The sequence below is a fragment of the Streptococcus pseudopneumoniae genome (genome assembly GCF_001074975.1).
Taxonomy (GTDB): domain Bacteria; phylum Bacillota; class Bacilli; order Lactobacillales; family Streptococcaceae; genus Streptococcus; species Streptococcus pseudopneumoniae_D.
In genome coordinates this window covers 1-12,865 of record NZ_JUUO01000118.1, presented here as the reverse complement: position 1 = coordinate 12,865, position 12,865 = coordinate 1, and the positions used below count along the sequence as shown (strand labels likewise).

General features: G+C 40.2%; 12 protein-coding genes and 2 pseudogenes. 2 read left to right on the top strand and 12 right to left on the bottom strand.

Annotated features, from left to right (window positions below; genetic code table 11):
- Positions 1–68 precede the first annotated feature (68 nt).
- The 8 genes and pseudogenes from ADI86_RS07255 to ADI86_RS07220 form a co-directional block, all read right to left on the bottom strand.
- Positions 69–1,610, bottom strand: coding sequence for an ABC-F family ATP-binding cassette domain-containing protein (locus tag ADI86_RS07255; protein ID WP_049532382.1), 1,542 nt, complete (start codon positions 1,608–1,610; stop codon positions 69–71).
- Between the two features lies 1 nt (position 1,611).
- A complete protein-coding gene (locus tag ADI86_RS07250; protein WP_049532381.1) occupies positions 1,612–2,094 on the bottom strand; it encodes a VanZ family protein in 483 nt (160 codons plus the stop codon).
- Positions 2,094–3,179 carry a 23S rRNA (adenine(2503)-C(2))-methyltransferase RlmN gene (gene rlmN, locus ADI86_RS07245; protein ID WP_049532380.1) on the bottom strand — a complete coding sequence of 362 codons (1,086 nt, stop codon included), beginning with the start codon at positions 3,177–3,179 and terminating at the stop codon, positions 2,094–2,096. The genes ADI86_RS07250 and rlmN overlap by 1 nt, the downstream gene beginning before the upstream one ends.
- A gap of 19 nt (positions 3,180–3,198) precedes the next feature.
- Positions 3,199–3,729 carry a YutD family protein gene (locus ADI86_RS07240; protein ID WP_042901209.1) on the bottom strand — a complete coding sequence of 177 codons (531 nt, stop codon included), beginning with the start codon at positions 3,727–3,729 and terminating at the stop codon, positions 3,199–3,201.
- Between the two features lie 155 nt (positions 3,730–3,884).
- Positions 3,885–4,490, bottom strand: a complete 606-nt coding sequence (sodA, locus tag ADI86_RS07235) for a superoxide dismutase SodA (protein WP_000974733.1) — start codon at positions 4,488–4,490, stop codon at positions 3,885–3,887.
- Positions 4,491–4,614: 124 nt separating this feature from the next.
- Positions 4,615–4,785 carry a hypothetical protein gene (locus ADI86_RS12325; RefSeq protein ID WP_049532379.1) on the bottom strand — a complete coding sequence of 57 codons (171 nt, stop codon included), beginning with the start codon at positions 4,783–4,785 and terminating at the stop codon, positions 4,615–4,617.
- Positions 4,786–4,860: 75 nt separating this feature from the next.
- Positions 4,861–5,898 (bottom strand): DNA polymerase III subunit delta, encoded by a 1,038-nt coding sequence (gene holA, locus ADI86_RS07225; protein WP_049532378.1) that lies wholly within the window; start codon positions 5,896–5,898, stop codon positions 4,861–4,863.
- A gap of 32 nt (positions 5,899–5,930) precedes the next feature.
- A pseudogene (locus ADI86_RS07220) lies at positions 5,931–6,866 on the bottom strand (dihydroorotate oxidase).
- Positions 6,867–7,070: 204 nt separating this feature from the next.
- On the opposite strand from ADI86_RS07220, the gene gdhA reads away from it, so the two are divergent.
- A complete protein-coding gene (gdhA, locus tag ADI86_RS07215) occupies positions 7,071–8,417 on the top strand; it encodes an NADP-specific glutamate dehydrogenase (RefSeq protein WP_049532377.1) in 1,347 nt (448 codons plus the stop codon).
- A 165-nt stretch (positions 8,418–8,582) separates the two neighbouring features.
- Here the strand turns inward: gdhA and cbpE are convergent, their stop codons facing one another.
- The 4 genes from cbpE to ADI86_RS07195 are packed head-to-tail and all read right to left on the bottom strand — an operon-like array spanning position 8,583 to position 12,712.
- A complete protein-coding gene (cbpE, locus tag ADI86_RS07210; protein WP_049532376.1) occupies positions 8,583–10,466 on the bottom strand; it encodes a phosphorylcholine esterase CbpE in 1,884 nt (627 codons plus the stop codon).
- 2 nt (positions 10,467–10,468) lie between these two features.
- On the bottom strand, positions 10,469–11,356 hold the full coding sequence (locus tag ADI86_RS07205; RefSeq protein ID WP_049532375.1) for an RluA family pseudouridine synthase: 888 nt from the start codon (positions 11,354–11,356) through the stop codon (positions 10,469–10,471).
- Entirely contained in the window at positions 11,346–11,807 is a 462-nt protein-coding gene (gene lspA, locus ADI86_RS07200; protein ID WP_049532374.1) for a signal peptidase II, read from the bottom strand. Before lspA ends, ADI86_RS07205 begins: the two co-directional genes overlap by 11 nt.
- A complete protein-coding gene (locus ADI86_RS07195; RefSeq protein WP_049532373.1) occupies positions 11,804–12,712 on the bottom strand; it encodes a LysR family transcriptional regulator in 909 nt (302 codons plus the stop codon). The genes lspA and ADI86_RS07195 overlap by 4 nt, the downstream gene beginning before the upstream one ends.
- Here ADI86_RS07195 and ADI86_RS12320 point away from each other — a divergent pair.
- Positions 12,705–12,779, top strand: a pseudogene (locus ADI86_RS12320) (AraC family transcriptional regulator); the annotation flags it as partial. The gene ADI86_RS07195 and the pseudogene ADI86_RS12320 overlap by 8 nt on opposite strands.
- Positions 12,780–12,865: the final 86 nt, after the last annotated feature.

Genomic DNA, 12,865 nt, shown 5'->3' with positions numbered 1-12,865 from the left:
TTCATTGAATACAAAAACAAAAAAATACAGTATCCATATTCGGTACTGTATTTCTTTTACTCTCATTCTTAAGTTAAATTATTAAAATCCCATATTTGGTCCATCCAGCCTTCATAAAAGTCTGGTTCGTGACAGACCATAAGGATAGACCCCTTGTATTCTTTGAGAGCGCGTTTGAGTTCATCCTTGGCATCCACATCCAAGTGGTTGGTCGGCTCGTCCAGCACTAAAACATTGTTTTCACGATTCATCAGGAGACAGAAACGAACCTTGGCTTGTTCCCCACCTGACAAGACCTGAATTTGGCTTTCAATATGCTTGGTTGTCAAACCACACCGGGCAAGGGCTGCACGGACTTCTGCTTGATTAAGTGCAGGAAAGGCATTCCAGACAGCCTCTAGTGGTGTTTGACGATTTCCACCTTCTACTTCCTGTTCAAAGTAACCGAGTTCTAGGTAGTCACCGCGTTCCACTTCCCCAGCGATTGGCGGGATAATTCCCAAAAGACTCTTCAAGAGAGTTGTTTTCCCGATACCATTTGCCCCGATAATAGCAACCTTTTGATTGCGTTCAAAGGTTAGGTTTAAGGGCTTTGTAAGTGGACGGTCATAACCAATTTGCAAATCCTTGGCTTGGAAGATAAAGCGCCCGGGTGTACGAGCTGATTTGAAATCAAAGGATGGTTTTGGTTTCTCACTTTGCAGCTCGATAATATCCATCTTATCCAATTTCTTCTGACGAGACATGGCCATGTTTCGTGTTGCAACACGCGCTTTGTTTCGAGCTACAAAGTCTTTGAGGTCTGCAATTTCTTTTTGCTGACGTTCGTAGGCAGCCTCTAGCTGAGATTTCTTCATAGCATAGACTTCTTGGAACTGGTAGTAGTCACCAGAATAACGCGTCAGCTGTTGATTTTCCACATGATAAACAATATTGATAACGTCGTTTAGGAATGGAATATCGTGCGAAATAAGGACAAAGGCATTTTCATAGTTTTGGAGATAGCGCTTAAGCCAGTCAATGTGCTCAGCATCCAAGTAGTTGGTCGGCTCGTCCAAAAGCAAGATATCAGGCTTTTCAAGGAGAAGTTTAGCCAAAAGCACTTTTGTTCTTTGCCCACCTGACAAAGACGTTACATCCGTATCCATACCAAAGTCCATGACACCAAGGGCACGTGCTACTTCGTCAATCTTAGCATCCAAGGTATAGAAATCACGACTCTCCAGACGGTCTTGAAGTTCTCCCACTTCTTCCATGAGAGCATCAACATCCGCTCCATCTTCAGCCATTTCCATATAGAGGTCATTGATACGGGCTTCTGCTTTGAAAAGCTCATCAAAGGCTGTACGGAGAACATCACGCACCGACTGTCCTTCTTCCAAGACAGAGTGCTGATCCAAGTAACCAGCAGTCACATACTTTGACCACTCAACCTTCCCTTCATCTGGTAACATCTTACCAGTCACAATGCTCATAAAGGTTGATTTCCCTTCACCATTAGCACCGACCAGGCCGATATGTTCCCCCTTGAGGAGACGGAAGGACACATCTTCAAAAATTGCACGGTCGCCAAAACCGTGACTCAAATTTTTAACTTCTAAAATACTCATTTTAATTCCTTATCTTGTTTTTATGTAATTGTTTATAGAGGAGCCAAGCCAAATAGCCACCCAAGGTATTGGTCCACAAATCATCAATCTCAAAGACGCGATTAAAATCAAAGAAAAAGTCCAAGACTAACTGCGTACACTCAATTCCAAGACTCACTAGAAAACTAAAAAGTAGCACTTTTTTTGTTTTCCGCAAGTTTGGAAGGAGATAAAGGAGTTGGAATACCAAAGGAAAAAGCAAGAAGACATTGAGGATATTTTGTAAAAAAATCCAAGATAATTGTCCTACATCACTCACTTCGCCCAGTTTCCAAAAAGAATTGAAAGGAGTCAAAAGAAAAACCAGGCGTCCAAGATGCTGAATACCTGGAGTTTCCACTCCCGCAGGAGAATGTTCTTGAAGAGTAAAGCAAAAATAGACAATACAAATGCTATAGAAAATGACTCCCCAGACCAAAACATGATTATAAGTTTTCTTCATCATTAAGGATTGACTGCTGCGACTGCTTTCTGGCGGTCGCGTTTCATTGTATTAGAACGCAATTGTCCACAAGCTGCATCAATATCAGTACCATGCTCTTGACGAACCACACAGTTAACCCCTTTTTTCTTAAGCGTATCATAGAAGGCCAGGACGCGCTCTTTAGGACTACGGCTATATTGGTCATGCTCACTAACTGGGTTATAAGGAATCAAGTTTACATAAGACAATTTCTTAATATTCTTGAGCAATTCAGCCAATTCTAAGGCTTGTTCTACACCGTCATTGACTTCATTGAGCATAATATACTCAAAGGTCACACGACGATTGGTTGTTTCGATATAGTACTCAATAGCGGCAAAGAGTTTTTCAATCGGAAAGGCACGGTTAATCTTCATGATGCTTGAGCGTAATTCATTGTTAGGCGCGTGAAGAGAAACGGCAAGATTGACCTGAACTCCTTCATTAGCAAAATCACGAATTTTATGGGCCAAACCTGACGTAGAAACAGTGATGTGACGAGCCCCGATAGCCATCCCCTTGTCATCATTGATGGTACGAACGAAATTCAAGACATTGTTGTAGTTATCAAAGGGCTCACCGATACCCATGACAACGATGTGGCTGACGCGTTCATCCTGACCACGCTCATCAAAGTATTTCTGAACCAGCATGATTTGCGCTACGATTTCACCGTTATTGAGGTCACGTTGTTTCTTAATCAAACCAGAGGCACAGAAGGTACAACCGATATTACAGCCGACCTGAGTGGTCACACAGACTGACAAACCATAGTGCTGACGCATCAGTACAGTCTCAATCAGCATACCATCAGGCAACTCAAAAAGATATTTAACTGTACCATCAGCAGATTCTTGAACGATACGCTGTTTCAAGGGATTGACCACAAACTTGTCATTAAGCTTAGCAATCAAATCCTTGGAAAGGTTGGTCATCTCTTCAAATGACTGGACACGTTTACGGTAAAGCCATTCCCAGATTTGATCTGCACGGAATTTCTTTTCTCCCTGCTCCAAAACCCATTCCTGCATGGTTTGACGTGTTAAACTATAAATTGACGGTTTCATTTCTTCTCCTTATTCCTACTCACTTCTGACGAATGACAAAATGACGTTGCCCCTTGTCCTCTTTCTGAGAATGCTGGTCTTTCTGACGACGTCTATTTTTCTTATCTGCATTCGGTTTTCGTTTTGTTTGAGCCGATTTCTTTCCTTTTCTAGAAGGTGTTTCTTCTTCCTTCTTACGCATTTTCTTGTCAAATGATGCGCGCTTAGGGGCTTCATTTTCTAAGACAAAATAGGCACAACCATAACTACAATACTCTAAAAGGTAGTCTTGTAAACGACTGATTTTTTCAAGTTTTTCTTCTGTTCGATCATCCTTATAAAAACCTCGTAGGCGAAGCTGTTCGTTGCTCCAGTCTCCCACGATATAATCAAACTTAGTTAAAACTTCTGAAAAACGCTGATTAAAAGCCGTCACATCAAAGGCATCCTTGATATTTTCCACCAAGGAAAAAGCTATCCCTTCCGTTTCGACCTTGTCCCCATGTAAATGGAACTCAGGACCAGGAAACTTGTTATAGTTGTATAATTCAGGTGCAATTTCTTTTCGCATAGATATCCTTTTTTCACGATTACTTAATACTTTATTCTACCATAATTTCTAGCAGTTAGCACGTTTCTCATAAAAATGAAAAAAGTCTGACGATTTTGTCAGACCAAATAATATAACCTTAAAAAGAGAAGAACAATTCTTCCCTCCAACTATCATTATTTAGCAGCTGCGTACAATTCATCTACTTTGTTCCAGTTGATCACTGAGAAGAAAGCTTTGATGTAGTCAGGACGCACGTTGCGGTATTTCACGTAGTAAGCATGTTCCCAAACGTCCAAGCCCAAGATTGGTTTTTTACCTTCTGAGATTGGTGTGTCTTGGTTTGCTGTTGAAGTCACTTCAAGTTTACCTTCTTTGTTGACAACCAACCATGCCCATCCTGAACCAAAACGAGTTGTTGCGGCTGCAGTGAAGGCTGCTTGGAATTCTTCAAATGAACCAAATGTTGCATCGATTGCTGCTGCAAGTTCTGCTGATGGAGCTGTTTTTTCAGGAGTCATCAATTCCCAGAAAAGAGCGTGGTTCAAGTGTCCACCACCGTTGTTGATAAGTGCTTGACGGATATCAGCTGGGATAGATTCTACATCAGCAAGCAAGGCTTCAAGGTCTTCACCGATTTCAGGGTGTTTTTCAAGAGCTGCATTAGCATTGTTGACATAAGTTTGATGGTGTTTGTCATGGTGCAAGTGCATTGTTTCCGCATCGATGTATGGTTCCAAAGCGTCGTATGCATATGGAAGATCTGGTAAGATAATAGCCATCTGTAATACCTCTTTTTCTTTCTATATGAAAATGATAACGCAAACATTCACTTTTTTCAAGTTTTTTGCTTATAGATAAGGAAATCACTGAAATACTTTCTAATAATACTCTTTGAAAATCTCTTCAAACCGCGTCAACGACGCCTTGCCGTAGGTATATGTTACTGACTTCGTCAGTCTTATCTACAACCTCAAAACAGTGTTTTGAGCTGACTTCGTCAGTCTTATCTACAACCTCAAAGCAGTGCTTTGAGCAGCCTGCGGCTAGTTTCCTAGTTTGCTCTTTGATTTTCATTGAGTATAAAACAAGCAAATCACTAAGAAACCCATGACAAGATAATCTTGACGTGGGTTGTAGTTTCAAAAAATGTCAATTGACCTGACTAGCAATCTGTAAGAGTGCTTTTTCGAAAAGGAAACCTTTTTCATAAAGACCTGTTTTAATCTGATAATCTGTCTCAATCAAGTAGGAAATAGCTTGCTTCAAAAAGCTCAAAGAAAGTCCTCGCGCATCTCTCAGCGCAAACTTGATTTGATAGGGATTGGGATTGCGTCCGAGATAACTGCCTAAACTACTTGCAATCTGCGATTCTGTTTGTCCAGACTCCGCCAAAATCTTCACCTGAGTAAAAGTCCGAAATTGTCCTAGCATGACTGCAATCAACTTTATTTCATCTTCACCTTGCAAGGTCAAGTCTCTAACCAAGTCTCGTGCCTGGTCCATCTTTTTAGTCAGAATAAACTGAGTTAAATCAAAAATATTGTCCTGTAAGGTCTTGGGAATAGCGTTGACAATATCCTCTTCTTCGATAACAGAATTTTCCTTATAGGACTGTAAAAAGAGGAGATTTTTCTGGATTTCGCTAAATTGAAAACCCGACTTGACGAGAAGATTTTCAAAAGAATGATTGGCAAACTGCAGACCTTGTTTCTGGCTCCACTTTTGGAAATACTGGCGTAATTCTTGTTCTTTGGCTTCTACTGCATCAAAAAACTTAGCATCACGCTTAAGTAATTTAACCAACCGTCTCTTGCTATCCAGTTTTCCTTCCGCAAAGATCAACAACTTAGTTATTGGTGAAGGATTGTCAAGGTATTCCTCAAATGACTTGAGCTCATCATCTGTTAAAAAGCGTTTCTTGGTTGTTGTAATATCGACAAAATGGTCTAATATCACGATTTTCTCATCCGCAAAGAAAGGAAGGCTGACCAACTCCAGTTCTACATCTTTGTAAACTACTTCTTTCATATCAAAGTAGGCAAAGTTGAGGTCAGCAGAATCATAGCCAATCTGTTTCAATACTTGACTCTTCATCACTTCAAACTGGCCCTGATCTGTCCCTGTAAATAGGCTCAGACTCGGTAAATTTGATAAAGTCAACTTCTGACTTTCTTCAATAGCTAGCATCTTCTCTCCTTTCTTCTGATTTTTTAATGAATTTAATCAATATAGCGTAATTTCCCACGGAAATCTTCTAGGCTTTCGTACCCTTTTTCCGCCATGATTGCTTTCAGTTCATTGGTAATACGATCAAAAGCACCAACTCCTTCTTTGTGAAGGGTGGTTCCCACCTGCACCATACTTGCTCCACAGAGGATATGTTCAAAGGCATCACGACCAGTCAACACGCCACCTGTTCCGATGATTTAGATTTGAGGATTGAGACGTTGGTAGAAGGCATGAACATTAGCTAAAGCAGTCGGTTTGATATACTCCCCACCAATTCCACCAAAACCATTTTTAGGACGAATAACGACAGACTCATCTTCTATATAAAGGCCGTTTCCGATAGAGTTGACGCAGTTGATAAACTTGAGCGGATACTTGTTGAAAATAGCTGCCGCTTGGTCAAAGTGAACAATGTCAAAATATGGTGGCAATTTAATTCCCAGAGGTTTAGTGAAGTAGGCAAACACCTCTGCCAAAATCCGATCTGTTGTCTCAAAATCATAGGCAATCTGAGGTTTACCTGGAACATTTGGACAGGAAAGGTTTAGCTCAGTCAGACCACGAAAATCACTCTCTTGGACTTTTTTCAAGATAGTATGGGTTTCTTCTGGAGACATGCCGACTAGAGATAAGAAGAAAGTTCGGCTTGGCTCTTTTTCCTGCAAGTCCAAAAGATAGTCCAAATAATAGTCTAAGCCATTATTTGGCAAGCCCATAGAGTTGATGGAACCAAGTGGAACATCTTGATAGCGTGGCTCAGGATTTCCCTGACGGAAGTCCAAGGTCGCTGTCTTAGTGACAAAGGTTCCTGCCGCTGAGTTTTTAACCCCTTCTAGCTCCTCTATCGTCATACAAGCCACACCTGCTGCATTCATCAAGCAATTGTCAAACTCAAAACCAGCAATTTGTGTTTTCGTTGATACCATGATTCTGATCCTCCGGATTCCATTTATTTCTAATATTATACCATATTTTCAGCTTTTCTCTTTGATAAACTAATTTCTATCTAAAACGTTCGGTTTTATAAATTGAAAGAATTTTTAGAAAATTTCTGTTTTTTTCTTTACACTCAAAAAAAATTCTGCTATAATGGCTCATGTAATAAAATATAACAACAAAAGGAGAACGATATGACATCTGCTAAAGAATATATCCAAAGCGTGTTTGAAACTGTAAAAGCTCGTAACGGGCACGAGGCTGAATTCCTCCAAGCTGTTGAAGAATTTTTCAACACTTTGGAACCTGTATTTGAAAAACACCCTGAGTATATCGAAGAAAATATCTTAGCACGTATTACTGAGCCTGAGCGTGTGATTTCTTTCCGTGTTCCTTGGGTTGACCGTGATGGAAAAGTTCAAGTAAACCGCGGTTACCGTGTTCAATTCAACTCAGCTGTTGGACCATACAAAGGCGGACTTCGTTTCCACCCAACTGTAAACCAAGGGATTTTGAAATTCCTCGGATTTGAACAAATCTTTAAAAACGTTTTGACTGGACTTCCTATCGGTGGAGGTAAAGGCGGATCAGACTTCGATCCTAAAGGTAAAACAGATGCTGAAGTGATGCGCTTCTGCCAAAGCTTCATGACTGAATTGCAAAAATACATCGGACCATCACTTGACGTACCTGCTGGTGATATCGGTGTTGGTGGACGTGAGATTGGTTACCTTTACGGTCAATACAAACGCCTTAACCAATTTGATGCTGGTGTCTTGACTGGTAAACCTCTTCCATTCGGTGGTAGCTTGATTCGTCCAGAAGCAACTGGTTACGGTTTGGTTTACTACACTGAAGAAATGCTCAAAGCTAACGGCAACAGCTTTGCTGGTAAGAAAGTCGTTATTTCAGGTTCTGGTAACGTTGCTCAATATGCTCTTCAAAAAGCGACTGAACTTGGTGCAACTGTTATCTCTGTATCTGACTCAAATGGTTATGTCATCGATGAAAATGGTATCGACTTCGATCTTTTGGTTGATGTTAAAGAAAAACGTCGCGCTCGTTTGACTGAGTATGCAGCTGAGAAAGCAACTGCTACTTATCATGAAGGTTCTGTATGGACTTACGCTGGAAACTATGATATCGCTCTTCCATGTGCGACTCAAAATGAAATCAATGGTGAAGCAGCTAAACGTTTGGTTGCTCAAGGCGTGATCTGTGTATCTGAAGGTGCCAACATGCCAAGCGACCTTGATGCCATCAAAGTCTACAAAGAAAATGGTATCTTCTACGGACCTGCCAAAGCTGCCAATGCTGGTGGTGTAGCTGTTTCAGCCCTCGAAATGAGCCAAAATAGCCTTCGACTCTCATGGACTCGTGAAGAAGTTGATGGACGTCTCAAAGATATCATGACAAACATCTTCAACACAGCTAAAACAACTTCAGAAACATATGGTCTTGATAAAGACTACCTAGCAGGAGCTAACATTGCTGCCTTTGAAAATGTAGCAAACGCTATGATTGCCCAAGGTATTGTTTAAGATTTATTTGCTCAATCCTCAATCACTACGATTGAGGATTTTTAGGTTGAGTTAGACAGTTAGGAAATTACTTACTCACCCCTTTTGTACCCTTTTTAAATAAAAAGAAAAATCGCTACTCCTAAGAATAGCGATTTAATCATATTTTTAAGATACTAATGTTTACTACTGTTCTGATTCCGATTTGTTTGCACTCGTTTCAGAGCTTTGCGAAATTACTGAAGTCAAATCTTGACTAGTTGAAGAACTTGTACCACTTTCATGTTGACTCGTTGCCTTATTTTCAAGATCTTTTTTCACTACTTCTTTGGATTCTTTTATTTCCGAATTACTTGTAGCTCTAGTTGTAGCAGATTTCTCTACCGGAACATCCACTAACCAGCCACCACTTGAATCAACAGTATAGCCTTCTGGTGTCTTACCGTTCACAAGTAATTGACCATTTTCTTTCAAGAAGTACCATTTGTCCTTGTCTTTGATCCAACCAACAGCTCGTGAACCATCTGTATTGTAGAAGTACCAATCATTTACCTTTTTATGCCAGCCTTGCTTCATAGCTCCTGATTCTTTTAGATAATAATGATGACCAGCAACTTCTATCTCACCTGTCTTCATGATACCAGTGGAATCCATATAGTACCAGGTTTCTTTATCTTTTACCCAACCCGTTTTCATTTCCCCTGATTGAGCAAAGTAATACCATTGACCCTTATATTGAAGCCAACTTGTCTTCATAGAACCATCGTTTGATAAATAATAGTTCTGACCTCCAGTATTTACCCAACCAATTTCCATCTGTTTTTCTTTGTTGAAATAATACCAGGTTCCATCGATTTTCTTCCAATTTTTTGCAGAAGCACCAGAGTCTGTCAAATAGAACCAACGATTGTTCCATTTTTTCCATTGATTCTGTAACAAGATACCTCTTTGGTTAAAGTAATACCATTCACCTTCGATTTCATTCCAACCGACAGCATATTCTCCTGTAGAATCAGGCGCTTGATACCACCAATTACCATATGCACTCTTATGCCAACCAGCTTGAAAACTTGGAATCGACTTGTAGGACGTTGAAATATTGACAAACCCATCTTTTCGAATATCAAAAACTGTTGCATCATAGTCTTTGCTGGCTGCATTAATTCTCTCAATTCCTCGTTCTTTGAGCCAATTGACATACTCACTGTCAACACCATTTTTCCAAGGTAGACTATCCGAGGTTTGAACAATCAAACTCGGACTCAAATTTCTGATGAAATCCTTGGTATTTGATTTGTTGGTATCATGGTGATGATTAAACTTCATCAAATCAACTTTTCCAATAAGAGGACCATACTTGTCTTCTGCTCCATGAACATTATCTAAGTCTCCCCCAAGGTAAATTTTCTTGCCATTGACTTTCACCACACTAATCAAGGAATTGGAATTGTCATCCCAAATTTTCTTTAATTCACCCGACGAATCTGTTTCATTTTCATAATTATAGAGCTGGATATCCATGTCCCCAAACTTAAAATGAGCATCTCCTTGTGTGATGTTTTGAATAACTGAAACACCTTTTTCTGCAGCAGTCTGTAAAACCTTATTATAGCCATACAGATTATCCCATAGGCGTTCAGAATTAGTAATACGATTATCACTATATTTTTTAAGATAAACTCGGTCAACTGGATAGGTAGACAATAATTCATCAACATTTCCAATATGATCACTGTGGGTATGAGTCACTAAAATAAAATCAAGTTTTTGGACACCCAATTCCTTCAAATGACGAAAGACACGGTCTGTCAGAACATGCTTATAAGACGTTTCAGTTCCTTCTCTCCATGGATAACGAGAATCACTTCCATCTGGGAAATCATAATCTTCTCCTGTATCCACTATGGCAAAATGTCCATTACTTTCAAGAATAATTGCATCACTGCCACCTTCATGAACATTTATAAAGTGAATTTTATTTCCCGAACTTTCTTGAGCTTGTACATTACCATACCATGACACACCTAAAAAAGCGCCTGCAAGTGCCAAACTAGTTAATTTCTTTTTCATTCTTATTTTCTCAATTTCTCCAAGGTTTCCTTAAAAATCTCTGGGATATCTGCAGTAAATTCCAAAATCTCACCTGTTCGTGGATGAGTAAACCCTAAAGTCTTAGCATGAAGAAATTGTCCATGTCCCTTAAGTGTCTTGCGTGGACCATAGACTTCATCCCCAGCGACTGGATGACCAATATAAGCCATATGAACACGGATTTGATGGGTACGCCCTGTCTCCAGTTGTAACTCCACTAAGCTGTAATCACCAAAGCGTTCCAAGACGTGGAAACGAGTCACTGCAGGCTTCCCTTTAGCAGTCACAGCCTGTTTCTTACGGTCTTTTTCACTACGGCCAATCGGCGCTTCAATCACACCGCGATCATTGGGTAGATTTCCATGAACAATCGCCCAATATTTGCGTAAAGACTTTTTATCCTTGAGTTCTTTGGCAAGTGCTAGATGCGCCTCATCGTTTTTAGCAATCATGAGAAGGCCTGACGTATCTTTATCAATACGGTGAACAATTCCTGGACGCAGAACCCCATTGATACCCGACAAGTCCTTAATATGATACATAAGGGCATTTACCAGAGTACCACTAATATGACCAGCACTCGGATGCACAACCATCCCCTGAGGTTTGTTAACGACAGCCACATCCTCATCTTGGTAGATGATTTCTAGTGGAAGATTCTCAGCCACATACTCTAAAACCTCCGGCTCTGGTACATGGTAAGTGACGATATCTCCCTCTCGAACAGTGTATTTAGCTTTCTTGACTTGGCCATTGACCAAGACCTGGCCTGATTTAATTTGTTCATTCGCGAGACTACGTGATAATTCTGTCAAATCCGACAAAGCCTTATCCAAACGCATGCCACCAGTTTCAATTTTAATTTCCATTTGTTTCCTCTTTTAGCATTGCAATCAATAAAATAATCACTCCAACCGTCAAATAGCTATCTGCTACATTGAAAATTGCAAAATTGATAAAGTCAAGGTGGAACATATCCACAACAAATCCCTGACTAATTCTGTCAATAAAGTTTCCAAGACCACCTGCGATAATCAAGGTCAAACCCAAGACCATCCAGAGTGAGTCCTCCATGTGCTTATGTAGATACCAAATGGCACCTACCATAACGACAAGTGTAATGATAGCAAATAACCACTGCTGGTCTTGTAACATGGAGAAGGCTGCCCCTCTATTTTGCAGGTAGGTCAAGCTAACGAAATTGGGAATCCAAGAGCGTACTTCACCCAGTGGAATCTGCTGGACGATATAGGATTTAACTAACTGATCCAGCCCAATCAAAAGCAGTACAATGACTGCCACTATTCCTCTTTTTTTCATGATTTCCTCTTCTGATTAAAATATTCTTGCATGACTTCTACGAAAAGATTCCCAGCTTGACTAAGCTCCACTTCCTCACGTTTAACATAGACCATGCGATTATCTAGGTTATCCTTGAGACGAATGACTGTGATACCATTAACACTATCACTATCTAAAAATCCAGAACCTGTCGCATAGGCGTCCGTCCGCTCCAAAATACCATTCAAAGTAGCACGGTCTGTCACATTAAACATCTGTGAGCTTGCACTAGTATCAACAAAATTCTCTGAATAATAAAGGTACTCGTCTTTCTCTTGAGTGAAACGAACCGTTGGTAAATCTGCTAAATCCTCCATGACCAATTCCTCTTTCTGGGCTAAAGGATGCCCTTCACGAAGATAAATATGGGTATGAAAGGGAATTAATTCAATGACCTCAAGACCTAGCTTTTCAACCCGTTGCATGATCCCTTTTTTATTTTGATTGTTGAGGTAGATAATCCCAATCTCACTGTGCCCCTGAGCTACTTCATCAAGTATTTGAACTGTAGTAGACTCAAAAATACGGAAGTTCTTATAGTCAGGATAGCGCTCTGAGAAGGCTGTAATGGTTGGTGGCAAGAAGTCATAGTGCTGACTGGCAATGGAAAATTCATCTTTTTCTTCCTCAGGATTGGCATACTGATTTTGAAAAATATCAAATCCTTTAACCAATTCTTGCGCTTTTTCATAGAATTCCATACCACGACGGGTCAAGAAAGTCCCTGAGCTGGTCCGACGGAAAATCTTAAAGCCCAACTCTTTTTCCAAATCACGAACAGAAATAGACAGACTCGGCTGACTCACATACATCTTCTCAGCAGCTTCACGGAAAGTACCGCTATTGGCAATGGCAACAACATAGCGTAATTGTTGAATGTTCATCTTCTACCCCCAACTTCTTTATCTTTTCATTATACCATATTTTAGAAGTTTTCCAAAAAGGAAAAAAGTCTGGAAATTTTCAAATTCCAATGCGTAACTTCTCAAAGTAACTTCCACCTCTCTCCCAAAACTGGAAGTTAGTCTCAGACGACG